24 protein-coding genes are annotated in these 23,773 nt (G+C 62.5%); 19 read left to right on the top strand and 5 right to left on the bottom strand.

Annotation, left to right across the window (positions count from 1 at the left end; translation table 11 throughout):
* Positions 1 to 115: 115 nt before the first annotated feature.
* Positions 116 to 277 carry a hypothetical protein gene (locus tag J1N02_RS00960; protein ID WP_155954390.1) on the top strand — a complete coding sequence of 54 codons (162 nt, stop codon included), beginning with the start codon at positions 116 to 118 and terminating at the stop codon, positions 275 to 277.
* 68 nt (positions 278 to 345) lie between these two features.
* Here the strand turns inward: J1N02_RS00960 and J1N02_RS00955 are convergent, their stop codons facing one another.
* Together J1N02_RS00955 and J1N02_RS00950 are read right to left on the bottom strand one after the other, a co-directional pair.
* A complete protein-coding gene (locus tag J1N02_RS00955; RefSeq protein WP_414887113.1) occupies positions 346 to 1,929 on the bottom strand; it encodes a rhodanese-related sulfurtransferase in 1,584 nt (527 codons plus the stop codon).
* Positions 1,926 to 2,537 carry a cysteine dioxygenase gene (locus J1N02_RS00950; RefSeq protein WP_027608695.1) on the bottom strand — a complete coding sequence of 204 codons (612 nt, stop codon included), beginning with the start codon at positions 2,535 to 2,537 and terminating at the stop codon, positions 1,926 to 1,928. Before J1N02_RS00950 ends, J1N02_RS00955 begins: the two co-directional genes overlap by 4 nt.
* Before the next feature lie 216 nt (positions 2,538 to 2,753).
* Between J1N02_RS00950 and J1N02_RS00945 the strand changes: the two genes are divergently transcribed.
* Positions 2,754 to 3,659: a LysR family transcriptional regulator gene (locus J1N02_RS00945; protein ID WP_027608694.1), complete on the top strand. Its 906-nt coding sequence runs from the start codon at positions 2,754 to 2,756 to the stop codon at positions 3,657 to 3,659.
* Between the two features lie 752 nt (positions 3,660 to 4,411).
* Complete coding sequence (locus tag J1N02_RS00940; protein WP_027608693.1) at positions 4,412 to 5,206, top strand: class II aldolase/adducin family protein; 795 nt, start codon at positions 4,412 to 4,414, stop codon at positions 5,204 to 5,206.
* 73 nt (positions 5,207 to 5,279) lie between these two features.
* On the opposite strand, the gene J1N02_RS00935 is transcribed toward J1N02_RS00940, so the two are convergent.
* On the bottom strand, positions 5,280 to 6,362 hold the full coding sequence (locus J1N02_RS00935) for an LLM class flavin-dependent oxidoreductase (protein WP_098479260.1): 1,083 nt from the start codon (positions 6,360 to 6,362) through the stop codon (positions 5,280 to 5,282).
* 255 nt (positions 6,363 to 6,617) lie between these two features.
* On the opposite strand from J1N02_RS00935, the gene J1N02_RS00930 reads away from it, so the two are divergent.
* Positions 6,618 to 7,241, top strand: coding sequence for a phosphatase PAP2 family protein (locus J1N02_RS00930; protein ID WP_027608691.1), 624 nt, complete (start codon positions 6,618 to 6,620; stop codon positions 7,239 to 7,241).
* Here the strand turns inward: J1N02_RS00930 and J1N02_RS00925 are convergent.
* The gene (locus J1N02_RS00925; RefSeq protein ID WP_027608690.1) at positions 7,193 to 7,525 is read right to left on the bottom strand and encodes a hypothetical protein; all 333 of its coding nucleotides are present in this window, start codon (positions 7,523 to 7,525) and stop codon (positions 7,193 to 7,195) included. The two genes, J1N02_RS00930 and J1N02_RS00925, sit on opposite strands and share 49 nt — an antisense overlap.
* Positions 7,522 to 7,830, bottom strand: a complete 309-nt coding sequence (locus J1N02_RS00920; protein WP_223841602.1) for a phosphomannomutase — start codon at positions 7,828 to 7,830, stop codon at positions 7,522 to 7,524. The genes J1N02_RS00925 and J1N02_RS00920 overlap by 4 nt, the downstream gene beginning before the upstream one ends.
* A gap of 230 nt (positions 7,831 to 8,060) precedes the next feature.
* Here J1N02_RS00920 and J1N02_RS00915 point away from each other — a divergent pair, with 230 nt between their 5' ends.
* The 15 genes from J1N02_RS00915 to J1N02_RS00845 all read left to right on the top strand — a co-directional run bounded on the left by J1N02_RS00915 (position 8,061) and on the right by J1N02_RS00845 (position 23,766).
* On the top strand, positions 8,061 to 8,501 hold the full coding sequence (locus J1N02_RS00915; RefSeq protein WP_027608688.1) for a low molecular weight protein-tyrosine-phosphatase: 441 nt from the start codon (positions 8,061 to 8,063) through the stop codon (positions 8,499 to 8,501).
* A gap of 41 nt (positions 8,502 to 8,542) precedes the next feature.
* Positions 8,543 to 10,762 (top strand): polysaccharide biosynthesis tyrosine autokinase, encoded by a 2,220-nt coding sequence (locus J1N02_RS00910; protein ID WP_421147067.1) that lies wholly within the window; start codon positions 8,543 to 8,545, stop codon positions 10,760 to 10,762.
* Positions 10,763 to 10,767: 5 nt separating this feature from the next.
* Complete coding sequence (locus J1N02_RS00905; protein ID WP_421147066.1) at positions 10,768 to 12,081, top strand: lipopolysaccharide biosynthesis protein; 1,314 nt, start codon at positions 10,768 to 10,770, stop codon at positions 12,079 to 12,081.
* Positions 12,078 to 13,253 (top strand): O-antigen ligase family protein, encoded by a 1,176-nt coding sequence (locus tag J1N02_RS00900; protein WP_092356699.1) that lies wholly within the window; start codon positions 12,078 to 12,080, stop codon positions 13,251 to 13,253. The genes J1N02_RS00905 and J1N02_RS00900 overlap by 4 nt, the downstream gene beginning before the upstream one ends.
* On the top strand, positions 13,250 to 14,413 hold the full coding sequence (locus J1N02_RS00895; protein ID WP_098479264.1) for a polysaccharide pyruvyl transferase family protein: 1,164 nt from the start codon (positions 13,250 to 13,252) through the stop codon (positions 14,411 to 14,413). Before J1N02_RS00900 ends, J1N02_RS00895 begins: the two co-directional genes overlap by 4 nt.
* The gene (locus J1N02_RS00890; protein ID WP_027608684.1) at positions 14,410 to 14,961 is read left to right on the top strand and encodes an acetyltransferase; all 552 of its coding nucleotides are present in this window, start codon (positions 14,410 to 14,412) and stop codon (positions 14,959 to 14,961) included. The genes J1N02_RS00895 and J1N02_RS00890 overlap by 4 nt, the downstream gene beginning before the upstream one ends.
* Before the next feature lie 14 nt (positions 14,962 to 14,975).
* Positions 14,976 to 15,935 carry a nitroreductase family protein gene (locus tag J1N02_RS00885; RefSeq protein WP_159440249.1) on the top strand — a complete coding sequence of 320 codons (960 nt, stop codon included), beginning with the start codon at positions 14,976 to 14,978 and terminating at the stop codon, positions 15,933 to 15,935.
* A gap of 1 nt (position 15,936) precedes the next feature.
* Positions 15,937 to 16,872: a glycosyltransferase family 2 protein gene (locus tag J1N02_RS00880; RefSeq protein WP_027608682.1), complete on the top strand. Its 936-nt coding sequence runs from the start codon at positions 15,937 to 15,939 to the stop codon at positions 16,870 to 16,872.
* 69 nt (positions 16,873 to 16,941) lie between these two features.
* Complete coding sequence (gmd, locus tag J1N02_RS00875) at positions 16,942 to 18,063, top strand: GDP-mannose 4,6-dehydratase (RefSeq protein WP_027608681.1); 1,122 nt, start codon at positions 16,942 to 16,944, stop codon at positions 18,061 to 18,063.
* Between the two features lie 2 nt (positions 18,064 to 18,065).
* Entirely contained in the window at positions 18,066 to 19,043 is a 978-nt protein-coding gene (fcl, locus tag J1N02_RS00870; RefSeq protein ID WP_065925164.1) for a GDP-L-fucose synthase, read from the top strand.
* On the top strand, positions 19,043 to 20,251 hold the full coding sequence (locus J1N02_RS00865) for a glycosyltransferase WbuB (protein WP_092356705.1): 1,209 nt from the start codon (positions 19,043 to 19,045) through the stop codon (positions 20,249 to 20,251). Before fcl ends, J1N02_RS00865 begins: the two co-directional genes overlap by 1 nt.
* Before the next feature lie 5 nt (positions 20,252 to 20,256).
* On the top strand, positions 20,257 to 20,715 hold the full coding sequence (locus J1N02_RS00860) for a GDP-mannose mannosyl hydrolase (RefSeq protein WP_027608678.1): 459 nt from the start codon (positions 20,257 to 20,259) through the stop codon (positions 20,713 to 20,715).
* Positions 20,716 to 20,738: 23 nt separating this feature from the next.
* Entirely contained in the window at positions 20,739 to 22,148 is a 1,410-nt protein-coding gene (locus J1N02_RS00855) for a mannose-1-phosphate guanylyltransferase/mannose-6-phosphate isomerase (RefSeq protein WP_421147065.1), read from the top strand.
* Positions 22,149 to 22,326: 178 nt separating this feature from the next.
* Positions 22,327 to 22,566: a hypothetical protein gene (locus J1N02_RS00850; RefSeq protein ID WP_027608676.1), complete on the top strand. Its 240-nt coding sequence runs from the start codon at positions 22,327 to 22,329 to the stop codon at positions 22,564 to 22,566.
* 87 nt (positions 22,567 to 22,653) lie between these two features.
* On the top strand, positions 22,654 to 23,766 hold the full coding sequence (locus J1N02_RS00845; protein WP_027608675.1) for a polysaccharide biosynthesis/export family protein: 1,113 nt from the start codon (positions 22,654 to 22,656) through the stop codon (positions 23,764 to 23,766).
* Positions 23,767 to 23,773: the final 7 nt, after the last annotated feature.

The raw sequence follows: 23,773 nt of genomic DNA, 5'->3' as shown, positions 1-23,773 counted from the left end.
CTTCACAGGTGTCCAGGCGTTGCGCCGGGCAGAAAATGACAGTACGCAGCCAAGTCAGCTGTGAGTAAACGATGGGGGTATTTTTACCCTCTCAGCGAACCAGTGAGGATTCGTCATGTTCAAATTATTGGCAACCACATGCGTCATGTTCAGCCTGTTGCTCGGCGCCCAGTTCAGCGTGGCCTCGCAAATGGAGGCGGGTGTCCACGCCATGCAGTCTCAGTTGAGCGGTAGCTCGGGGACGGTTTCTTGCACCGACACAGAAGAAAGAAAGTAACGCAGTACCCCCACCCCATCAGCCTGGGGTAGCGCCTGCTCCCGCAATGGGGGCAGGCGTGCCTGGGGTCAAATGACGTAAAACCCATGGGTCCCATCACGGGCCAGTTGCTCCACCAGACCGAACTCCCAATCCAGATAAGCCTGCATGGCTTCCTTGGGGTTGTCGGTGCCTTCGTACGGCCGGCGGTAGCGGTCGATGCGCGGCGAGGCCAGGTGGGTTTCGCCTTCTTCCAGTGGCAGTTGCGCGTTGATCCAGGCGGCGGTGCCGTCTTGCAGCAGGAACACCTGTTTGCCGGTGATCGCTTCGACTTCGGCCACCGCCAGGCGCGCCAGTTGGCTGCTGCCGCAGGTCAGCACATAACGCTGGGCGGCGGGTATCTTGGCCAGGGCCTCGGGCAGTTGCGCACGCAACGCCCACCAGGCGCCGGGGATATGGCGTTTGACGTAGTTGGCGCTGGCGGTGAAGTCCAGCACCACCGTGTCGCCATGGGTGAGCCATTCGGCGAGGGTGTGCGGGCTGATCAGTTCGGCCTGGGGCGGCGCGGGCACCGGGGCGACCCAGGCGCCTTTCGCGCTGAAATGCGCTGCCTGCAGGTCATCCAGCACATGCACCTCCCAGCCCAGTTGGGCCAGCCAGGACGCGGACATATTCGCCCGCACGCCATCGTCGTCCGCCAGTACCAGGCGTGCCCCGCGCACGCTGGCGACATGGTCGGTTTCCTGTACCAGCTGGCCGCCGGGTGTGGAGCGTGCGCCGGGAAGGTGGCCGGCTTCGAATTCTTCCGGGGTGCGCACATCGAACAGGTAGGTGGTGCGGGTGGTGTCCTGCTGCCAGGCTTGCAGGTCGGCCAGGGTGGCACGACCGACGCGGGCCTTGTCGGCGACGCGGCGGGCATCGACGGCGGCGATCTGGCGATGTTCTTCCGAGGTCGGGGCAAAGCGCCGCGACTGGCCGTGGGCGAGTTTCTGCCCGGCGAGGGTCCAGCCGATGGTGCCGTTGCGCAGCGCAGACACCGGGTTGGCCACGCCGGCATTGATCAGCGACTGGGTACCGATAATGCTGCGGGTACGCCCGGCGCAGTTGACGATGATGCGGGTGGCCGGGTCGGGCGCCAGTTCGCGCGCGCGCAACACCAACTCGGCACCGGGCACGCTGATGCCGGTGGGGATGCTCATGGTTTGGTATTCGTCGAAACGGCGGGCGTCGAGCACCACCACATCGGCCTGGCTGTCGAGCAGCGCCTGCACTTCTTCAGCGGCGAGGGACGGCGTGTGGCGCTCGCTTTCCACCAGCTCGCCAAAGGCCTTGCTCGGCACGTTCACATCGATAAACAGCTCGCCACCGGCCCGGCGCCAACCGTCCAGGCCACCTTCCAGCAGGCTGACCTGGGTGTAGCCCAGCGCAACCAGGCGTTCGGCGGCACGGGCGGCCAGGCCTTCACCGTTGTCGTAGACGGTGACCTGGGTATCGCGGCGTGGAATGCGCGAATACACCTCCAGTTCCAGCTTGGACAGCGGGATATTCGCCGCGAACAGCGGGTGGGATTCGGCAAACGGCGCTTCTTCGCGCACGTCCACCAGGGCGACTTCTTCACGGTCCAACAGGGCCTGGCGAATCCGGGCAAAGCTACGGGTCGATACGGTGGTCATAGGGCAGGGCTCTTTTCTTTGGACAAATCCCAGATATTCGGGAGGAAGGCATTGGAATAACCGGAGATAAACAGTTTCTCGCTGCCGTCGGGCTGGTACACCGCACGGCGCACCGCGCCGATATTGGCGCCGTACACATGAATGCTGATCGACACCTGGTCGCTGTGGGCATTGCTCACCTGGTGGATGTCGCCGACCTTGGGAGACACCGCTTCGACCTGGCCCGGCACCAGTTGAATCGGCTGGCCTTCGGCGACCAGGCTGCCGTCGGGTGCGCGTTGGAAGCCTTGGGAGAACTCTGCGCCGCGCAGCATGCCGATCAGCCCCCACACCCGATGGTCGTGGATCGGCGTGCTTTGCCCCGGCCCCCAGACAAAGCTGACGATGCTGAAACGCTGGCGCGAATCGGCATGCAGCAGGAACTGCTGGTAGCGCTCGGGGTCGGGTTGGGCAAATTCATCGGGGAGCCAGTCGTCATGGCTGACCAATTGCGCCAGCAGCTTGCCGCCACGGTGTAACAGGTCGCCTTCCCGTGGATTGCCGTCGATCAATTCCGCCAGGGCGCCTATGAAGGCTCTGAGTCTCTCGGGGTGTCGGGCCTGGGTCATGGCACTTCCATCGTGTGGTCGCAGGGATGGGGTTATCTAAGCATAATGTTTATAGTTAATATGCTATTTTTTAATGATTAGCTTATAGCTGAAGGTAATTTAGAACCGGTCTGAATAGCGTTAGACGTTATCGATTGCAGCACGGGCTATTCACGCCACGTTCCTGCAACTATGCTTCACACACATCTTAATGACTGTTCTCTATGTGCGGCCCAAATGAAAATTGACGATATCGATGCCTTTGTCGAAGTGATTCGTTGCCAGTCCATCAGCCATGCCGCCGAGTCGTTGCAATTGACCCAGCCGGCCATTACCCGCCGCGTGCAGAACTTCGAGCAGGCGCTGGGCGTGGAGCTGTTCGACCGCAACACCAAGCCCCTCAAGCCGACATTGATCGGCACCCGCGTCTATGAGCAGTGCCGGTTGATCCTGCGCGAGATGGATGCCCTGCGCGAGCTGGTGGCCACCGACGCACCGCCCACCGGCCTGCTGCGCCTGGGGGTGCCGCAGACCATCGGCGACGTGGTGCTGCTGGACGCGCTCAAGCACCTGCGCAGCGAATACCCCGACTTGCGTGCCCAGGTCGCCACCGGCTGGGGCAGCCAGTTGGTGGGCAAGATCGAACGCGGCGAACTGGACGCGGCGGCGGCGCTGTTCCCGGCAGGCAAGATCTTCCCGGACAACATCGTCGGCGAGTCCATCGGCAAGATGGAACTGGTGGTGGTCTGCGCCAAGGCCCAACTGCCGAAGAAACCCTGCAAGCTGGCCGATGTGTACCAGAACGGCTGGGTCCTCAACCCGGACGGCTGCGGTTTCCGCGCCGGCTTGCAGCGCACCTTGTCCGATCAGGGCCTGGCCCTGCGGGTCAACCTGGAGACCTTCGGCACCGAACTGCAACTGGGCCTGGTGGCCGACGGCCTGGGCTTGGGCCTGGTGCCACGGCCGTTGCTGGAACGCAGTGCGCACCGTGAGCAGCTGGCGGTGATGCCGCTCAAGGATTTCAAGCCGGTGATGGATCTGTGGCTGATCTATCCGCACTTCCTGGGCAACTTGCAGGGGCCGGTGGATGCATTTGGCAAGCGGGTGGCGGCGTCGCTGCATAAAGTCCGCGACGCCGCGTAACCCTGTGGGAGGGGGCTTGCCCCCGATGACGGCCTCTGGGCCGACCATTTTTTTGGATTGGACCGGGTACATATCCGTTGCTGCGGTAACGGCGGCTTAGGGTTCCGCCCTGACGGCGGCTCACTTTGGAAAAGCCCCAAAGTAAGCAAAGGGCTCTTGCCCCACCACTCGGCACCTCGCCTAGGCTCGGTGTGCCCGGAATCCGACAGTGATTTGGGGGGCCGCCGCCACGCGCCATCCATGGCGCGGGGCGGCTAAACCGGCATCCCTGCCGGTTTACCCCCCAAATCACTGTCGGATTCCGGCCAGCGTGGTTAACGGGGCGCCTGAGATCAAGATCAAGATCAAGATCAAGATCAAAAGCAAGATCAAAAGCAAGATCAAGGGCGGCTCGCTTCGCATCGGTGTTAGCGTTGCGGGAGATACTCATGGCCATCGGGGGCAAGCCCCTCTTATCAAACTTAAAATAACTGAATGATTTTAGAGGGTTAAAATTTCACCCTGAAGTCTTGAGTCTTGCCTGAACAATTTCAGGCGACCGCATTCTTGTGGCAAGCCCGCTCGCCACAGTTTGCTGCGCGACAGCGCTGCGTCGAAGAGGTCGTGGGATCTACCACATTTGCCCTGAATTATTGGTAAGGGTTATATGAAAAAAAATAATAATTAGCTTAGATTAAAATGTGCTTTTTATTATTTTTGGCCATCCCCTAGGCTTGCCTGGAAGTCCTTAAGGCCATCCAGGAAGTTTTGCCATGAGCAGCGTCACCTCGATCACCAATCTCACCAGCAATGTTCGCCAGCGCGTTACCCCGCAAGAGTGGGAGGTGCGCGTCAAACTGGCCGCCGCTTATCGCCTGGCTGCCTTGTACAAGTGGACCGACCACATCTATACCCATTTCTCCGCCCGCGTGCCGGGGCCGGAGGAGCATTTCCTGATCAACGCCTTCGGGTTGTTGTTCGATGAAATCAGCGCGTCCAACCTGGTCAAGGTCGACCTCGACGGCACTATCGTCGATGACCCTACCGGCCTGGGCATCAACTACGCCGGTTATGTGATCCACAGCGCGATCCACGGCGCACGCCATGACCTGCAGGCGGTGCTGCACACCCACACCCGCGACGGCATTGCGGTGTCGGCGCAGAAGGACGGCCTGCTGCCAATCTCCCAGCATTCCATTGGTTTTTCCGGGCGCGTGGCGTACCACGGGTATGAAGGCGTGGCCCTCGACCTGGACGAACGCGAGCGGCTGGTGGCGGACCTGGGCGACAAAAGCGTGATGATCCTGCGCAACCATGGCTTGTTGACCGCCGGCGTCAGTGTTGAACATGCGTTTGCGCAGCTGCAACAGTTGGAGCGCGCGTGCAATATCCAGGTGGCGGCGCAGGCGGCGGGGAATGCGGAGTTGATCTTCCCGCCGGCCGAAGTGGTGGCGAAAGTCGAACAACAGGCCAAGGTGTTTGCCAGTGGCGAAGGACCGGGGGTGGCGCGGCATTGGAATGCGCTGATTCGGCAGTTGGAGCGGACTGATACCGACTACAAGAACTGATTTCGAACCAGGTGAAAATCAAAATGTAGGAGAGGGGTTGCCCCCTCCCACATGGGTTTTGTGGTGTTCTTGCTCACGCGACCTGTTTGGCCTGCTCGCGTTCAGCAATCAACTGCCGGGTGAGGGGGATCAACCGCTTGCCATAGTCGATCGCATCATTGAGCGGATCAAACCCACGGATCAGGAAGGTGGTGATGCCGAGGTCGTAATAATCGACCAATGCCTCTGCCACCTGTTCGGCGGTCCCCACCAACGAGGTGGAATTCCCCTGCGCCCCCAGCAACCCGGCAATCCCCGTCCACAAACGCTTGTCCAGCCGCGAGCCCTGCGCCGCCGCCGCCAGCAACCGGCGCGAGCCTTCATTCGGCGGTTCACGCCGCACAAAGCCATTCTTTTCGGCCAGCTCGGTGGCCTGTTGCAGGATGCTGTCGGCACGGGCCCACGCCTGTTCTTCGGTCGCGGCGAGGATCGGCCGCAGCGACAGGCTGAAGCGAATCGTGCGCCCATGCCTGGCCGCTTCGGCGCGCACCTGGGTCACGATCTCGCGTACCTGCTCATAGGTTTCGCCCCACAGCGCGTACACATCGGCATGCTTGCCCGCCACTTCAATCGCGGCCTTGGACGATCCGCCAAAGTACAACGGGATATGCGGCTGCTGCGGCGACTTCACCGCGGAGTGGGCGCCTTCGACCTGGTAGTAGGTGCCGGCAAAGTCGAAGGGCTGATCGCTGGTCCATTCCTGGCGGACCACGCTCAGGTATTCATCGGTGCGCGCGTAGCGTTCGTCCTTGCCGATATGGCTGCCATCGGCGCGCAGTTCGCGGTCGTCGCCGCCGGTGATGATATGCACGGCGGTGCGCCCGCCATTGAACACATCGAGGGTGGCGAACTGGCGGGCGGCCAGGGTGGGTTGGGCGAAGCCCGGACGGTGGGCGATCAGGAACTGCAGTTTTTTCGTCACGCTGGCGGCATGGGCGGCGATCAGCGTGCTGTCCGGGCTGTTGGAATGGAACGCCACCAGCGCGCGGTCGAAACCGGCTTCTTCGTGGGCGCGGGCCACGGTTTCCACGTAGTCCGGTTGCAGGGTAGGGCCGCTGCGCGGGTGGATCTCGGAAGCGTGGTGACCGCCGATATAGCCGATGAATTCAATGCTCATGGTCTGTCCTTGTCGAGTAGGGAGTGAGTACCTCCGCCGGGCAGGGGGTCGGTCATGCTCGTCCACGGTAGGGGCCGCGACAGCCGCTGTAAAATGCCGTTTGGTTCTAACCTAATTATTAAAATATAGAATCATATTTAGGTGTTATGATCAGTAAATTGCATTTTGAGCGCGTTGCTGACCCTAGATAACGTTGTGTTTTTGCCGGGCCTGAGGTCTGATGAGCGCCGAAAATGGCACGTCGAAGGTTAAGCAGTGATGCGGGCAGAACTTGCGCAATATGGCGGCATTACCGTCATGATTCCGGCCGCACTGGTGATTGCTGTCTGGTTAAGGTATTCCACGCCGTGGGCATTGCGGGCCTGGATAATAACGCTGGGTATTACTTATTCGATCGTGGCGGCCAGCAAGTTGCTGTTTAAAGGTTGGGGCTTATCCTTCCAGCACTTGGATATTGCTGTAATAAGTGGCCATGCCATGAACACCTGTTTGATGGTCACGGTGGCAACGAGTTTGTTGGCCCGCCAGTTCAACCAGGCCTGGCGTTGGCCGGCGGCGCTGGCGGGATTGGTGATAAGTATCGGGTTCAGTGCTTATTGTGTCGCGCCTTATATACATCCGCTGAATGAAGCCCTGGCCGGTGCCGCACTGGGTGCGACAGCGGCCAGTGTGTTCCTGTGGCGTATTGATGCCGCGCCCATCAAGGTATCCCCCGTGTTCATCGGCGGCGGGCTGGTGTTTTTGCTGGTCTGTGGGCTGGTGCCCAAGTACAACGCGGAGTGGCTGCTCAACCGCGTCGCAGTGACCCTCTCAGGTGCCGACCAGGCCCATCAGGAGCCTGCCTGGCGCCTGGAAACCGCGCACCGGAAGGCCGAGTAGGTCGCCAGGTCCAGCGCCAGGTTGCTTTCCACCATCAGCGCCAGCAAGGTCGTCTGCGCGTTGAAGCGCCGCGCATTGCCACGGCGCTGCGCGCGTTTCATCTGCTGGAACAGTGCATGGGTGATCTGCTGCGGGGAGCTGCCGCGCAACAGGTCCAGCCAATGGCCGATGACCCGGGTGTTGCGCTGGTACTGCGCGCCCTGCACCGGTTCGGCAAACCCCTCGAACATCCCCGTCAGCCTGCGCAACGCATAGCCGCGTCTCAAGCCCGCCCACAGGCTCATGGCCGCTCCTCGGTGCCGCAGATATTGGCCAGCAGTTCGGCCGTCTTGACCTGCATGAACTGGCTGTCGCCGCGACTTTCCACGCACAGGCACACCGACAACGGGTCACTGACCTGCAACTTGAAGCGCCAATCGGCGAACACCATGGAAAACCCGGCACCGGACGCGTCGCTGTCCAGTGAGTTATCGGCATACAACACCTGCAGGCGTTCGACGACATGGGATGAATCATGCACTTCCACTTGAATATTTCCCGAAGAAGGAAATAGGCCAATACGCTCTACCAATAACTTTGACGTGTTCATGGCCGTCCCCTGTCTGGTGCATTCAAATCGCACTTTATTATGGGACGGTACAAAAATACCGGAATGTTAGTTTTAGTCGGTTAATGCCGGGATTGTTATTTTTTGTCTTGCGCGATAGATGGTCTCGGTTTGTAGGCTGTGGTCATAATTACTCGGTCGTTAGTTGCAACTCATTAAATAAGGTCGTCCCTTTTGCCGAAGAATAAGTGTGCGGTGCGTGGGAGGTTGCCTTGTTCAAAAAGATATTGATTGTGTGCATCGGCAACATCTGCCGCAGCCCCACGGCGGAACACTTGCTGGGGGCCGCACTGACGTCCTCCGGAATCACGGTGAGTTCGGCGGGCTTGGCGGCGTTGCGTGACCATCCGCTGGAACCGACGGCCGGGCAAGTGCTGCAGGAGCATGGACATGTTCCCCGGGCACACAAGGCGCGGCAACTCAGCGTTGAAGCCGTGAGTGAGGCCGACCTGATCCTGGTGATGGAGCAACGGCACATCGACGGCGTGCTCGACCTCGCCCCCGAGGCGCGGGGCAAGGTCTTCCTGTTGGGCAAGTGGCAGCACGATCGCGAGATCACCGACCCCTATCGCCAGGGCAAGCCCGCCTTTGTGCAGGCCTATGCCTTGATCGAACAGGCCGCACAGGCCTGGGCCCAGCGCCTGGCGCGCTGACGCTCCCTCTTTAAACGATTGCAAGGACGAAGACGCGATTTATGTATTCACCCCAGAACGCTTCCCCTGAAAGCCCTCACCGTGACGAGATCGATGTGCTCGGCATGCTTGGCACTCTGATCGATCACAAATGGCTGATCGCCGGGATCACCGGCACCTGCATGCTGATCGGTGCCGCCTACGCGATTCTGGCGGCGCCGGTGTTCCAGGCGAATGCGTTGATCCAGGTGGAGCCGAAGAAGAACGACATGCTCGGTTTCTCCGACGTCAGTAGCCTGCTGGGCAAGGAATCGCCGGCGGTGACCGAGATCGAGCTGATCAAGTCGCGCACCATCATTGGCAATACCGTCGATACCCTGGCGTTGGACATCACTGTCACGCCGCAGCATTTTCCGTTGATCGGTGGCTTCCTCGCGCGGCGTTATGCGCCTGAACACAAGGGCGATATTGCGCCGCCGCTGTTCGGTTTCAGCCGCTGGTCGGCAGGGGGCGAGGCCCTGGCGCTGAGCAGTTTGAACCTGCCGACGGCGTTGCTCGGGACCACCCTGGTACTGGTGGCCGGCGAGGCCCAGGCCTACACGTTGTTTGATGAGGACGGCGTCGAGATCGCCGCAGGAAGCGTCGGCGTGCCGTTTGCCGCCGACGGCGTCGAGGTGCTGGTCAAGGAGCTGCGGGCCAATCCGGGCGCGCATTTCAAGATCGTGCGCAAGCCGCGCCTGGACGCGGTGGCCGACTACCAGGATCTGCTCACCGTGATCGAGCGCGGCAAGGAGTCGGGCATCATCAGCCTGTCCCTGGAGAGCACGCGCCCGGCCCTGGCGGTGCGGACGCTGAATGAAATCTCCAACCTGTATGTGAAGCAGAACGTCGACCGCACCTCGGCCGAGGCGGCGCAGAGCCTGTCGTTCCTCAATGACCAGTTGCCCCAGGTGCGTCGCGACCTGGAGAAGGCCGAGAACGCCTTGAACCGCTTCCAGACCCGCAGCAAATCCATCGACATCAGCCTCGAAGCCAAGGCCGTGCTCGACCAGGTGGTGGCCCTGGACACCGGCATCTCCGAACTCAAGCTGCAACAGGCCGAGATGGACCGCAAGTTCACCCCCCAGCACCCGGCTTATCGCGCCTTGATCGCCAAGCTGGCGGAACTCAATGCCAAGCAGGCGCAGATGACCAAGCGCGTCGAAGGCTTGCCCACGACCCAGCAGGAATTGCTCAGCCTGACCCGCGACGTGCAAGTGGGCACCGAGATCTACACCCAGTTGCTCAACCGCTCCCAGGAGCTCGACGTAATGCGCGCCGGCACCGTGGGCAACGTGCGTTTGATCGACAGTGCCGATGTCAACCTGGCCAAGCCTGTAGCGCCGCGCAAGGTCATCGTGGTGCTGCTGGCGATGCTGCTCGGCGGCATGCTCTCGGTGGGCATCGTGCTGGTGCGCAGCCTGCTCAACCGTGGCCTGGAAAGCCCGGATGAGATCGAGAAACTCGGCCTGCCGGTGTACGCCTCGATCCCCTTCAGCCTGTTGCAAAAGGCCGAGGAAACCAACGCCGCCAAGGGCCGCTCCGGCGCACCGTCGCTGCTGGCGGTCAATCACCCCCATGACCTGGTGATGGAAGCCATGCGCAGCCTGCGCACCAGCCTGCACTTCGCCATGCTCGAGGCCAGGAACAACCGCCTGATGATCACCGGCCCGAGCCCCGAGGTGGGCAAGACGTTTGTCTCGGCCAACCTGGCGGCGATTGTCGCGCAGTCGGGCCAGCGCGTGCTGTTGATCGATGCCGACATGCGCAAGGGCTACTTGCACAAGATGCTCGGCAAGGCGGTGGAGGCGGGGTTGTCCGACCTGCTCGCCAAGCGCTGTGATCTGCAGGAAGCGATTCACCCGACCGCCGTGGAGCGCTTCGATTTCATCGGCCGTGGGCAGATCCCGCCCAACCCATCGGAACTGCTGATGCACCCCAACTTCGCCGCGTTGCTGGCCGAAGTCAGCGAGCGCTATGACCTGGTGATCATCGACACGCCGCCCTTGCTGGCGGTGACCGATGCCGCGATTGTCGGGCGCCAGGCCGGCACCAGCCTGATGGTCACCCGTTTTGGCGTGAACTCGGCGAAGGAGATCGAGTTGACCCTGCGCCGCTTCCATCAGAACGGCATCGAGCTCAAGGGTGCGATCTTCAATGGTGTGGAAAAACGCCGGTCCGCCAGCTACGGCTATGGCGACTACGGCTACTACAGCTACGCCTATCAGTCCGACAAGGCCTGACGACCATGAGCAAAGTGCTTGAAATGCCGCGCTCGTTGTCGCGACGGTTTCGCCTCAACGTGCTGAGCTACGGCTACACCCAACTGGTGACGCTGGCGGCGCAACTGGTGCTGGTGCCGTTCTTCCTGCACGCCTGGGGCACCGGGCGCTATGCCGATTGGCTGGTGCTCACCGGTATTCCGTCGATGCTCAGCCTGCTGGACCTGGGTGTGGCCCAGGCGTCGGCCACCAGCGCCACGCTGCGTGCGAGCCAGGGCGATGTGCCGGGGGCGCGGCGCAGTGTGCAGACCGCGCTGGCCTTTACCCTGGCGGTGGTCGCGCTGGTGATGGTATTCGCCCTGACCTTGGGCCAGTGGCTCGACTGGGTGTCACTGCTCGGGCTCAAGACCTTGACCGCCGAGCAGGCCGGCCTGGTGGTGCTGTTCATGTCCGGCTACCTGTGCACGCGCTTGCTGGGTGGGCCGATCGACGCCTGGTTTCGCACCATCGACAGAACCGTCGGCGGCGTCTTCATCATGGCCAACCGCAGGACCCTGGACATTGTGCTGTCCATCGTCGTGCTGCTGCTGGGTGGCTCCGAACTGCAATTGGCCCAGGGCATGTTTTTCAGCCAGGTGCTGTTCCTGGTGCTGGTGACCCTGTTTGTGCGGCGGATTTCACCCTGGCCGCTGCTGGGGCTGGGGTCGGCGTCCTGGGCCGAGTTCCGTGGTATCTGGAAACCGGCGCTGGGCAGCGCGGCGATCCCGCTGGCGCAGGCGATCACCCTGCAAGGCGGCCTGCAAGTGCTCAACCAGATCGCCGGCCCGGCGGTGGTGGTGGGTTACACCATGGCGCGCACCCTGATGCGCCTGATCATCCAGTTGGGCATCACCTGCAGCAACGCCCTGACCCCGGAGATCTCACGGCTGGCCGGGCGCGGCGAGTTCGAACAGGCACGACGCTTTACCCAGCGCGCCAGCTCCCTGGTACTGGGCCTGTGCCTGCTGGTGTATGCCGCGGGGATCTGGGCCGGGCCGCAGGTCATCCTGCTGTGGAGCCATGGCCTGGTGCAGGTCGATCGCCTGTCCTTGGCGCTGATCGGCTCCCATACGATTTTGAATGTGGCCTGGTTCATCCTCGCGGCGATGCTGATTTCCACCAATCGCCACACCCTCACCTCAGTGATCTATGCGCTGAGCAGCGTGGCAGCCTTGCTGCTGTGGCTGGCATGCAAGGAGCGCATCGATCCGCTGCTGGGCGCGTCGCTGTTGCTGTCGCTGCCGGAACTGGTGGTGTTGGTGTACCTGCGGGTGATTCGCGTGGGGGAGGTCGGCCCATGATGCTGTCCCAGGCGCGCCTGACCCTCTACCTGCCGCTGACGTTCTTCGCCTTGCCCCTGGCGCTGAGCAACAACCTCTCGCAACCGGTGGCGTTGCTGCTGTTGCTGCCGTTCGTGGTGTACGCGGCGCGTGGCTTTACCCGCGCGCTGCCATTGCTGGCGCTGGTGGTTGCGTCCAGTGTGTTGCAGGTATTGGTGAGCAGTGGGGCGAACATCTCGCTGTACCAGTTCCTGCGCTCCGGCATTCCGTTTTTCTATTTTGTGCTGCTGCTGGCCGGGTACCGCCATGTGCTGGCCCATGTGGAAACAATCGCCCGGGCCCATAGTGTCAACTACCGGCGCATCCTCGAACGCATCATCTACATCTTCGCCCTTGGCCAGTTGCTCCAGGTCAGCCTGTATGGCGTGGGCATCGACCTGACCAACGCCGCGTCCAAGTCCAGCGACGAAGTCGGGCGGATCATGTTGTTCCCCACCAGCTCGGCGGTGCTGCTGTTTTTCTATGCCTGTTGCCAGCGCAGGATCGGCTTGATGCTGATTCTCGCGGTCACGCTGCTGGCGGCCGGGTCCAAGACCATCCTCGCGGCGATGGCGGTGATGATCCTGTTGTCGGCGATTACCCAGCGCAAGCTCAAGTCGTTGGCGGTGCTGGTGGTGGCCATCGGCGCGCTGGGCACGCTGACGTTCTATGCCAGCCCCTTGGCGGTGTCGCGCTTTGCCACTTACCTGTTCGAGGAGAAGGGCGAGGACGTGACCCGTGCGTTCGAGATCGCCCATGCCAAGGAATCGTTTCTCGACAACCCGGCCACGGTGTTCCTGGGCAATGGCCTGGCCAAGCAATTGACCCCCGGCGTGCCCACCAATGACGAGCGCTGGTTCGAGAACTCCAAGTTCGATATCGAGAACGGCTACTGGGGCGTGACCGCCAAGCTGGGGGTGCTCGGCGTGGCGCTGTTTTGCCTGCTGTTCAGCGGTTTGCCGCGCAGCCCGGTATCCCTGGCCGTGGTGGCGATCCTGCTGATTTTCTCGTTCAAGACCAGCTACCAGTTCTTCACCACCTTCGATGGCAGCTACCTGCTGGTGTGGTCGATGTTCATCGGCCTGCTCAACAAGGCTGCGCCTGCACGCCAGGCGGTTTACCCCAATTACTTACTGAAACAGGCTGGATCATGAACGCACCTGCTAGCCCCATCAGGGCCGGGATACTGACGTACCACTTCAGCGAAAACTTCGGCGCGGTGCTGCAAGCCTATGCCTTGCAGCGCTGGTTGCAGCAACAGGGCTTGCAGGTAAGCCTGATCAACTACCACCCGGCCTACGTGGAGGATGGCAGCGAGATCCGCCAGCTGTTCAACCCGCGCCAGCTCAAGGCCAACCTCAAGGCCCTGTACCTCAAGGCCCTGGCGTTGAAAACCCGGGTGCTGGGGCCGAATGCCCAGTCGCGCCAGTTCGAGGCGTTCAAAACGCGCTTCCTGAATATCCAGGCGCCGCGTTACGCCCACGCCCACCAGCTCCACCAGGCGGTGGCCGGCCAGCAGTTGCTGGTGGCCGGCAGCGACCAGATCTGGAACCCCTCGGGCCAGACCGGCCTCGACCCGGCGTACTTCCTGGCCTTCGACTGCGACAAGGCGATCCGGCGCATCTCCTACGCCGCGAGTTTCGGCAAGGAATACCTGGAGCCGCAGTACCATGCCGAAGCCGAGGGTCTGCTCAGGCAACTGTCGGCGATCAGTGTGCGCGAGGAGAGCGGGGTGAGCATCGTGCAGCAGGTCTCGGGGCTGGCTGCCCAGTGCGTGCCGGACCCGACGCTGCTGCACCGCGACTATTCGGCGCTGCTCGCCACGTCCACCCAGACCCGCACCGGCCACGTGTTCTGCTATGCGCTGCGCACCGGCGTGGGCGTGCGCGAAGTGGCCCAGGCGCTGTCGCGGCAGGTGGCCGGGCCGATTGTCTCGCCGTACAACGCGCACCGGCGCTGGCGGCAGATCGGCGAGACCGTGCAGGTGGGCCCGCAGGATTGGCTCAAGTTGCTCAAGGAGAGCGCCTACGTGGTGACCAACTCCTTCCACGCCACGGTGTTCGCGATCATTTTCGAGAAGCCGTTTATCGCCGTGGGGTTGCCGGGCAACAAGGCCTCGCTGAACGCCCGTGTGCGCAACCTGCTGGAGAAGCTGGAGCTGTCGCAACGCTTCCTGCCGGCAGACGATGCCGACCAGGTGCACGCCTTGATCGCGGCGCCCATCGACTGGGTGGCGGTGCGGGCCCGGCGCCAGGCCCTGCAACAGGTGGGCGAGCGCTACCTGTTGGAACAACTGGCGGCGCTGCGGCCATGAGCGACTTCGCGCAACTCAAGTACGTCGACACCCTGCCGCGCAGCAACAAGGCGCGCCGGCTGTTGTGGGGCATCGTCTACCAGCTGCTGTTTCGTCCCACGCCGCGCTGGATGCTGCACAACTGGCGGCGTTGGTTGCTGCGCTGCTTTGGCGCCAAGGTCGGCGTGGGCTGCCGCATCGCGCCCACGTGCAGCATCTGGGCACCGTGGAACCTGGAGATCGGCGACTACACCGCCATCGGCGATGGGGTCGATGTGTACGCCATGGCCAAAATCACCCTGGGCTCCAAAGTCACCATCAGCCAGCGCAGCTTCCTGTGCACCGGCAGCCACGACACCCGCAGCCTGCTGCGGCCCTTGGTGACTCGCGAGATCGTGATCAAGGACCACGTGTGGGTCGCCGCCGAGGCCTTTATCCACCCCGGTTGCGTGCTGGAGGAGGGCTGCGTGGTCGGCGCGCGCTCGGTGGTCACGGCCAGCCAGCCGGCCTGGATGATTTGCGTCGGTGCGCCGTGCCGCCCCCTCAAAACGAGAGACATCGCACTATGAAACAGGTGAAACCCATGATGGATAAGGCATGGAAGTTGATGTATTTCGTCAGCGAGTTCTTTCGCGACATGCTCACGTTTATTCGCCACAACGGTTACTCGCCGTTGGAAAGCCGCAACAAGAAGCTGTTCTACAAAATCCTCATCGAAACCCACACCGTGGAAAAGGGCCTGTCCCTCAAGGAACCCAAGCCGCTGTTCGGCAAGGACAAGATCAACGGCATCATCCATATGCTCAACGAATACGACCGCACGTATTCGGCGCTGCCGGTGGAGATGGCCCTCGGCGCGTTCCAGGGTTACCTCGAGCTGCACCGCACCCTCGGCATCAGCGACGACTTCGTGTTTTACCTGGATGCCTATGTGGAGCACCTCAAGCGCGACGGCACCGCCGGCAGCGGCGGCATCAAGCGTGCGGCGCCGTGGCTGGGCAATGGCGGGCTGGATGCCAAGGCGTTCCTTCAATCGCGCTCCAGTTGCCGCATGTTCCAGGCCGGCAAGATCGACAGTGGCCTGCTGACGTCCCTGGTGGAGCTGGCGCAGTCGTCACCCTCCCAATGCAACCGGCAGTCGTCGCGGGTGCATGTGTATCAGGACCGCGCGGTGATCGCGCAGCTGCTGGAGCTGCAAGGCGGCTCGCGCGGGTTTGCGCAGTCGGTGGACAACCTGTTTGTGGTCACGTCCGAAGTCACCGCCTGGGGCGGCGCGGGGCAGCGCAACCAGCTTTACGTCGACGGTGCGTTGTTTTCCATGGGCCTGCTGCTGGCCTGCCACGCCAATGGCCTGGGCGCGTGCCCGCTGAACCTGGCGATCCTCAATTCGGTGGAAAAGAAGATCCGTGGCATCGGCGCCATCCCGGCCAGCGAGCGGTTGATCATGATGATCGCCGTGGGGCTGCCCCTGGAAAGCCACTTCCGGGCCGCGCGTTCACCGCGCCGGCTCACCACCGAAGTCCTGCAGATGCACGGTGGCTGATATGAAGCGCGAAACCGTCAGTGTGATCATCCTCACCTACAACGAAAGCCTGCATATCGCCCGGGCCATCGAGTCGGTACGGGCCTTCAGCGACGAAGTGCTGGTGGTCGATTCGTTTTCCACCGACGACACCTGCGACATCGCCCGGCGCCATGGCGCGCTGGTGGTGCAGCACGCCTTCGTCAACCAGGCCAAGCAGTTCCAGTGGGCGCTGGATCACCTGCCGATTACCGGCAACTGGACGATGCGCCTGGACGCCGACGAAATCATCGAGGCCGACCTTGCCGCCGCGATCAATACCCGGCTGCCGACCCTGGCCCGGGACATCACCGGCATCAACTTCAAGCGCAAGCATATCTTCATGGGGCGCTGGGTGCGCCATGGCGGCCGCTACCCGTTGAAGATGCTGCGGCTGTGGCGCACCGGCCAGGGGCGCATGGAGGACCGTTGGATGGACGAGCACATCTCGGTCGCCGAGGGCCGCACCATCACCCTCGACGGCGGGTTTGCCGACCATAACCTGCATGACTTGACCTTCTTCACCCACAAGCACAACCAGTACGCCACCCGCGAAGCGATTGAAGTGCTTAACGCGCGGCTGGGGCTGTTTGCGATACGCGATGAACTGCATGCCGGGCAGAGTTCGTTCCAGGCCAAGGCCAAGCGCCTGGTCAAGAACCGCGTGTACAACCGCGTGCCGTTCACCCTCAGTTCCACCGCGTATTTCCTGTGGCGCTACATCATCCAGCTGGGGTTTCTCGATGGCCGCAGCGGCCTGGTCTATCACCTGCTCCAGGGCTATTGGTACCGCTTTCTGGTGGGCGCCAAAGTGCTCGAACTGGAAACCGCGATTGCGCACTTAAACGATAAGGAAGCCATTGTCCGGGAACTCTCAAAGTTGACCGGCCATAACTTGAACCTGCCCACACCGAAGTAACTGAGCGTTTTCAACAAACACCCAAGTCTGGGTGTCGGCCTTCGCTCGCCTATCAATTGGGAGACAGACATGAATAAAGTCGCGCTTATTACCGGGATCACCGGTCAGGATGGCTCGTACCTGGCCGAGCTGCTGCTGGAAAAAGGCTATACCGTGCACGGCCTCAAGCGCCGTTCTTCGTCGTTCAATACCCAGCGCATCGATCATATTTACCAGGACCCCCAGGCCCTGCGTAAAAACCTGATCCTGCACTATGGCGACCTGGCGGATTCGTCGAACCTGACGCGTATCATCCAGCAGATCCAGCCCGATGAAATCTACAACCTCGGCGCCCAATCCCATGTGGCGGTGAGCTTCGATTCGCCGGAATACACCGCCGATGTGGATGCCCTCGGCACCTTGCGCATCCTCGAGGCGATCCGCCTGCTGGGCCTGGAAAAGAAGACCCGTTTCTACCAGGCCTCGACCTCCGAGCTGTACGGGCTGGTGCAGGAAACCCCGCAGAAGGAAACCACGCCGTTCTACCCGCGTTCGCCCTATGCGGTGGCCAAGCTGTACGCCTACTGGATCACCGTGAACTTCCGCGAAGCCTATGGGCTGTATGCGTGCAACGGCATCCTGTTCAACCACGAGTCGCCGCGTCGCGGTGAAACCTTCGTGACGCGCAAGATCACCCGCGCCCTGAGCAACATCGCCCTGGGCCTGGAACAGTGCCTGTACATGGGCAACATGGATGCACTGCGCGACTGGGGCCATGCCAAGGACTACGTGCGCATGCAGTGGATGATGCTGCAACAGGAACACCCCGAGGACTTTGTCATCGCCACCGGTGTGCAGTATTCGGTGCGCGACTTTATTCGCTGGTCGGCGGCGGAGCTGGGGCTGCATCTGCGCTTTGTCGGCGAGGGCGTGGAAGAGGTAGCGGTGGTCGAGCGGATCGACGGCGACCTGGCGCCGGGCATCCTGGTGGGCGATGTGATTGTGCGCGTCGACCCGCGTTACTTCCGCCCGGCGGAAGTCGAGACGCTGTTGGGCGACCCGTCCAAGGCCAAGCGCCTGCTCGGCTGGGTGCCGGAAATCAGCGCCCAGGAAATGTGCGCGGAGATGGTCCGCGAAGACCTCAAGGTCGCCCAGCGCCACGCCTTGTTGCGCCTGCACGGGCATGACGCACCGATTGCCGTGGAGAACTGAGCATGGCACGTGACTTTGATGCGCGGATCTTCGTGGCCGGCCATCGCGGCATGGTCGGCTCGGCCATCGTGCGGCGCCTGTGGGCCTTGGGCTACACACAGTTGCTCACGGCCGGTCGTGACGAACTGGACCTGCTCGACCCGGCCGCGGTGCAGGCGTACTTCGCCCGGCACCGTGTGGACCAGGTGTACCTGGCGGCCGCCAAGGTCGGCGGGATTCACGCCAACGCAACGTACCCGGCCGATTTCATCTACCAGAACCTGATGATCCAGGCCAACGTGATCCACGCCGCCCACAGCCATGGCGTGGAGAAGCTGTTGTTCCTGGGCTCGTCCTGCATCTACCCGGTGCATGCCCCGCAACCGATGATCGAAGCGGTGTTGCTCGACGGCGCGCTGGAACCCACCAACGAACCCTACGCGGTGGCCAAGATCGCCGGGATCAAGCTGTGCGAAAGCTACAACCGCCAGCATGGCCGCGATTACCGCAGCGTGATGCCCACCAACCTGTACGGGCCGGGCGACAACTACCACCCGCAGAACAGCCATGTGATCGCCGCCTTGCTGCGGCGCTTCCATGAGGCGACCCAGCGCGGCGATGAGGAAGTGGTTATCTGGGGCAGTGGCAAGCCACGGCGCGAGTTCCTGCATGTGGATGACATGGCGGCGGCCAGCGTGCATGTGATGGAGCTCAGCCAGGAACGCTACCGCGAGCAGACCCAGCCGATGCGTTCGCATTTGAACGTCGGTACCGGGGTGGATTGCACCATCGCCGAACTGGCCCAGGCGCTGGTGCGGGTCACCGGCTTCAAGGGGCAGTTGCGCTTTGACGCGAGCAAGCCCGACGGAGCACCGCGCAAGCTGCTGGATGTGAGCCGGATCAATGCCCTCGGCTGGGAAGCCTATGTGCCGCTGGAAGAGGGCCTGCGCGACGCCTACAACGCTTACCTCGCGGCCCTCGAACAGCCTCGGGGCCACTGATGAAGATCCTCCTGTACGGCATCAACTACAGCCCGGAGCTCACCGGCATCGGCAAGTACAGCGGTGAACAGGCGCGCTGGCTGGCAGGCCAGGGCCATGAGGTGCGAGTGGTGACGGCGCCGCCGTATTACCCGCAGTGGCAGGTGGGCGAGGGCTATTCGCCGTGGCGCTTTCGCACCGAGCAGGACGACGGCGTGACGGTGATTCGCTGCCCGCTGTATGTGCCACGCCAGCCCACGGCGTTGACGCGCCTGCTGCACCTGATGAGCTTTTCCGCCAGTTCGTTTTTGGCGGTCATGGGGCAGTGGCGCTGGAAACCGGACCTGGTGATCCTGGTGGTGCCCACGCTGTTTTGTGCGCCCCAGGCACTGTTGTTGGCCAAGCTGAGTGGCGCGCGCTCGGTGCTGCATATCCAGGATTACGAAGTGGACGCGATGTTCGGCCTCGGCATCGGTGGCGGCTCCCTTGTGCGGCGCCTGGCGTTTGGGCTTGAACGCTGGCTGTTGCGGCGCTTTGACCGGGTCTCGACGATTTCCAGCGGCATGCTCGACAAGGCCCGGGGCAAAGGCGTGAACGGCAAGCGCCTGCTGTTCTTTCCCAATTGGTCGGAGACCGCCCGCTTTCGCCAGGTGCCCCGCAGCCCCGGGCTGCTGCAGCGCCTGGGTGTGGCGCCGGGCCAAAGGGTGTTGTTGTACTCCGGCAATATCGGCGAGAAGCAGGGCCTGGAACTGATCCTCGACGCTGCCCAAGCCTATGCCGATCGCCCGGAGCTGGTGTTCCTGATCGTCGGCCAGGGCACCGGCAAGGCCCGCTTGCTCGAGCGTGTACAGCGCGATGGCCTGCGCAACGTGCTGTTTGCGCCGTTGCAGCCCTACGAGGATCTGCCGGTGCTGCTGGCCTCGGCCGACGTGCACCTGGTGATCCAGAAGCGCGGGGTGGCGGACGCGGTGCTGCCTTCCAAGCTGACCAATATCCTCGCGGTGGGCGGCCACGCCATCATCACCGCCGACCCCGGCACCACCCTCGGCCGCCTGTGCGAGGAACACCCGGGCATTGCGGTGCTGGCTGAACCGGAGTCCGTCGCCGCGCTGAACACCGGGATCGAGCGGGCACTGGCATTGCCTGCGCGCAATGAGGTGGCGCTGAACTACGCCAAGGAGTTCCTCGACAAGGAACGTATTCTGCAACGCTTTATGGCACAGGTCTGATGGGTATGTGGCTTGATTTACCGACCTTCAATACGGTCGTGGCATCGACGCCGCTGGTGGCGATCGACCTGGTGGTGAGAAACGCCCGTGGCGAGGTCCTGCTGGGCCTGCGCGTCAATCGGCCGGCCTATGGTTTCTGGTTCGTGCCCGGCGGGCGTATCCAGAAAAACGAACACCTCGACAACGCCTTCCGGCGCATCACCCGCGACGAACTGGGACACCCGTTCGAGCGCGCCGAGGCGCGGCTGATGGGGGTGTACGAGCACTTCTACGACGACAGCGTGTTCGCCAACGCCGGGGCCGGGCCGGACACCCATTACGTGGTGCTCGGCTATTGCCTGGACCTGGGCGAAGGCCAGACCCTGCAACCGCCCACGGAGCAACACCAGCATTACCGCTGGTGGTCCGAGGACGAACTGCGCATCAGCCCGCGGGTGCATGAACACACTCGCGCCTATTTCTGACTCTCTCTCCCGAGGACGCTCTCATGTTGTTACCGGTGATCATGGCAGGCGGTTCGGGGTCGCGCCTGTGGCCGCTTTCGCGGCAGCTGAACCCCAAGCAGTTCCTGCGCCTGACCGACGCGCACCTGTCGATGCTGCAGCAGACCATCACGCGGCTGGAAGGCGCCAACGTCGCGCTGCCGCAGTTGATCTGCAATGAGCAGCATCGCTTCCTGGTGGCCGAGCAATTGCGCCAGTTGGGCATGGAACAGGCCAGCATCCTGTTGGAACCGGTGGGGCGCAACACGGCGCCGGCCATCGCGCTGGCGGCGTGCAAGGCGCTGGCCGAGCACCAGGACCCGATCCTGCTGGTGCTGGCGGCGGACCATTTGATCGAAGACATCCCGGCGTTTCATGTCAGCCTGGAAGTGGCGCTGCCGCTGGCCCGCGACGGCAAGCTGGTGACCTTCGGGATCACGCCCACCTGCGCCCATACCGGCTACGGCTATATCGAACAAGGCGCGGCGGCGGGCGAGGGCGGTTATCGGGTCAAGCGCTTTGTGGAGAAGCCGGACGCCGCCACCGCTGCGGCGTACCTGGCCAGCGGCGGGTATTACTGGAACAGCGGCATGTTCATGTTCCGCGCCAGCCGGTACCTGGAGGAGCTGGAGCGCTTCCAGCCGGCCATCCTCGAGGCCTGTCGCGTGGCGCTGGAGGGCGGCAGCCAGGATCAACCCTTCACCCGCGTGCATGCCGCGACCTTTGCCGCGTGCCCGGACGACTCCATCGATTACGCGGTGATGGAAAACACCCATGACGCGGTGATGGTGCCGTTGCAGGCCGGCTGGAGTGATATCGGCTCGTGGTCGGCGTTGTGGGAGGCCAGCGAAAAAGATGCCAGCGGCAATGTGATACGCGGCGACGGGCTGAGCCTGGACACACGTGACACCTACGTCCACGCCGACAGTCGGCTGGTGGCCACGGTGGGGGTGCAGGACCTGATCATTGTCGAGACCAAGGACGCGGTGCTGGTGGCCCACAAGGATCAGGTGCAGCAGGTCAAGGGCATCGTCGACCTGCTCAAGCAGGCCGGGCGCCATGAGCATCTCAACCACCGCGAGGTGTATCGGCCATGGGGCATGTACGACTCGGTGGACAACGGCCAGCGCTATCAGGTCAAGCGCATCACGGTGAAACCGGGGGCCAAGTTGTCGGTGCAGATGCACCACCATCGCGCCGAGCACTGGATCGTGGTCAGCGGTACGGCGCGGGTGACCAATGGCGAACAGACTTACCTGGTGTCGGAAAACCAGTCGACCTATATCCCCATCGGCCAGGTGCACGCCCTGGAAAACCCGGGGGTGATCCCGCTGGAGTTGATCGAAGTGCAGTCGGGCTCTTATCTGGGCGAAGACGATATTGTGCGCTTCGAAGACAAGTACGGCAGGGCCTGAGGTTTTCCGACAATTAATAACGTTTTTAATAACTTTACCGGGCGCAATGCATTGAAGGCCGGGGCTTGCCGGGAAAACGTTATTTTCAACTAAGTCGGCTGAATATTATCTGTCTGGTGTGCTGTTTAGTTGAATGGCACTATCGGTTTGCCTGCTCACTGATGATAAGGAGTCTGAAATGAGAAAATCACTGGCTATTCTGGTACTCAGTGTCTTGAGTACCTCGGCGATGGCCGACGAGTTGCCGTTGGGGCTTGATACCACAGTGGCCGGAACCGTTACGGTGGGGCAAACGTTGTTGGTCGGCACTGCCCTGGTTGCCGGTGTTGCCGCTGTTTCCAACAGCGGCGGCAGCTCCAATGGCGGCACCACCACGGGTACTACCGGCACCACCGGCACTACGGGTACCAGCAACTAGTCGTACACCTTCCGCTTTTAAGACCGCTTGGAATCCCCGCCCAAGTGGTCTTTTTTTCTTGTCGTCTATCGCGAGTGTCCTAGCACTATGATGCGTATTTTTTCTATTGCAGCCGTGGCCGCTGCATTATTGCAAGGCTGCATGTTTGCCCCGGGTCAATCTATGGACACGGCCGCCCTGACCGAAGAGGGCGGGCCTGAAAACAGTCGCGTGGATTTAATTCCGATCACCCCAAAGTTATTGGCCATGGACGCGGCAAGTCATGTGCCTTATTCCATTCCAGCAGAACTCTTGAGTTATAAACCCGGGCCGTATTTGATCGGCGCCAATGACGCGCTGTATATCACGGTGTGGGATCACCCCGAACTTACCGCGCCGTCCGGCCCGCAGCAGCAGATCGATGCCAACGGTCGCCTGGTCAGCCCCGAGGGCAACCTGTTTTATCCCTACGTCGGCGAGGTGGTTGCCAAGGGTCGCAGCATTGAAGCGCTGCGCAGCGAGATCACCGACAAGCTGCGCCAGTACATCGACAGCCCCCAGGTGGATGTCAGCGTGTTGCGCTTTGCCAGCCAGAAAGTGGTGATCAGCGGCGCGGTGCTCAAGGCCGGGCCGGTGCCCCTCACCACCATTGCCATGAACGTCAGCGAGGCCCTCGGCGCCGCCGGTATCGACCCGATCAACGCCGACCTGTCGAACCTCACCCTCACCCGTGGCGGCAAGCGCTACACCCTGGACCTCGACACGCTCAACCTTGAGCAGTCGCGCCTGAATGACATCTACCTCAAGGACGGCGACCAGCTGTACCTGGCCTACAACGACCGCAAGCGCATCTACGTGATGGGCGAGGTGATGCAACCCCGCGCGCTGAGTTTCAAGACCCGCAGCATGAACCTCTCCGACGTGCTGGGTTCAGTGGGCGGGGTCAACCAGAACACCTCCAACGCCGATGCCATCTACGTGATTCGCGGCGCGCAGAACATCGATGTGGAACCGGCCAAGGTGTTCCAGTTGCAAGCCGGCTCCCCCTCGGCCATGGCCCTGGCCACGCGTTTTGATGTGCAGCCCCAGGACGTGGTGTTTGTCGGCCCGGCGAATATCACGCGCTGGAACCGCTTTATCAGCCAACTGGTGCCGTCCGCGTCGATCATCGGCATTGGTGCATCCACCCAGAACAACCTGAGCGAAGCCAGCAGCCGATAGGGTGGTA

Origin of the sequence: Pseudomonas sp. NFX5 (genome assembly GCF_049132125.1) — a bacterium.
Taxonomy (GTDB): domain Bacteria; phylum Pseudomonadota; class Gammaproteobacteria; order Pseudomonadales; family Pseudomonadaceae; genus Aquipseudomonas; species Aquipseudomonas marginalis.
Note: the sequence above shows the minus strand (reverse complement) of the source record. Positions and strands in the feature narration are given on the sequence as shown.

Coding starts and splice junctions, on each gene's coding strand:
- J1N02_RS00960 (WP_155954390.1), top strand. CDS start 116: ATGTTCAAATTATTGGCAACCACATGCGTCATGTTCAGCCTGTTGCTC.
- J1N02_RS00955 (WP_414887113.1), bottom strand. CDS start 1,929: ATGACCACCGTATCGACCCGTAGCTTTGCCCGGATTCGCCAGGCCCTG.
- J1N02_RS00950 (WP_027608695.1), bottom strand. CDS start 2,537: ATGACCCAGGCCCGACACCCCGAGAGACTCAGAGCCTTCATAGGCGCC.
- J1N02_RS00945 (WP_027608694.1), top strand. CDS start 2,754: ATGAAAATTGACGATATCGATGCCTTTGTCGAAGTGATTCGTTGCCAG.
- J1N02_RS00940 (WP_027608693.1), top strand. CDS start 4,412: ATGAGCAGCGTCACCTCGATCACCAATCTCACCAGCAATGTTCGCCAG.
- J1N02_RS00935 (WP_098479260.1), bottom strand. CDS start 6,362: ATGAGCATTGAATTCATCGGCTATATCGGCGGTCACCACGCTTCCGAG.
- J1N02_RS00925 (WP_027608690.1), bottom strand. CDS start 7,525: ATGAGCCTGTGGGCGGGCTTGAGACGCGGCTATGCGTTGCGCAGGCTG.
- J1N02_RS00920 (WP_223841602.1), bottom strand. CDS start 7,830: ATGAACACGTCAAAGTTATTGGTAGAGCGTATTGGCCTATTTCCTTCT.
- J1N02_RS00910 (WP_421147067.1), top strand. CDS start 8,543: ATGTATTCACCCCAGAACGCTTCCCCTGAAAGCCCTCACCGTGACGAG.
- J1N02_RS00905 (WP_421147066.1), top strand. CDS start 10,768: ATGAGCAAAGTGCTTGAAATGCCGCGCTCGTTGTCGCGACGGTTTCGC.
- J1N02_RS00900 (WP_092356699.1), top strand. CDS start 12,078: ATGATGCTGTCCCAGGCGCGCCTGACCCTCTACCTGCCGCTGACGTTC.
- J1N02_RS00895 (WP_098479264.1), top strand. CDS start 13,250: ATGAACGCACCTGCTAGCCCCATCAGGGCCGGGATACTGACGTACCAC.
- J1N02_RS00890 (WP_027608684.1), top strand. CDS start 14,410: ATGAGCGACTTCGCGCAACTCAAGTACGTCGACACCCTGCCGCGCAGC.
- J1N02_RS00885 (WP_159440249.1), top strand. CDS start 14,976: ATGATGGATAAGGCATGGAAGTTGATGTATTTCGTCAGCGAGTTCTTT.
- J1N02_RS00880 (WP_027608682.1), top strand. CDS start 15,937: ATGAAGCGCGAAACCGTCAGTGTGATCATCCTCACCTACAACGAAAGC.
- gmd (WP_027608681.1), top strand. CDS start 16,942: ATGAATAAAGTCGCGCTTATTACCGGGATCACCGGTCAGGATGGCTCG.
- fcl (WP_065925164.1), top strand. CDS start 18,066: ATGGCACGTGACTTTGATGCGCGGATCTTCGTGGCCGGCCATCGCGGC.
- J1N02_RS00865 (WP_092356705.1), top strand. CDS start 19,043: ATGAAGATCCTCCTGTACGGCATCAACTACAGCCCGGAGCTCACCGGC.
- J1N02_RS00860 (WP_027608678.1), top strand. CDS start 20,257: ATGTGGCTTGATTTACCGACCTTCAATACGGTCGTGGCATCGACGCCG.
- J1N02_RS00855 (WP_421147065.1), top strand. CDS start 20,739: ATGTTGTTACCGGTGATCATGGCAGGCGGTTCGGGGTCGCGCCTGTGG.
- J1N02_RS00850 (WP_027608676.1), top strand. CDS start 22,327: ATGAGAAAATCACTGGCTATTCTGGTACTCAGTGTCTTGAGTACCTCG.
- J1N02_RS00845 (WP_027608675.1), top strand. CDS start 22,654: ATGATGCGTATTTTTTCTATTGCAGCCGTGGCCGCTGCATTATTGCAA.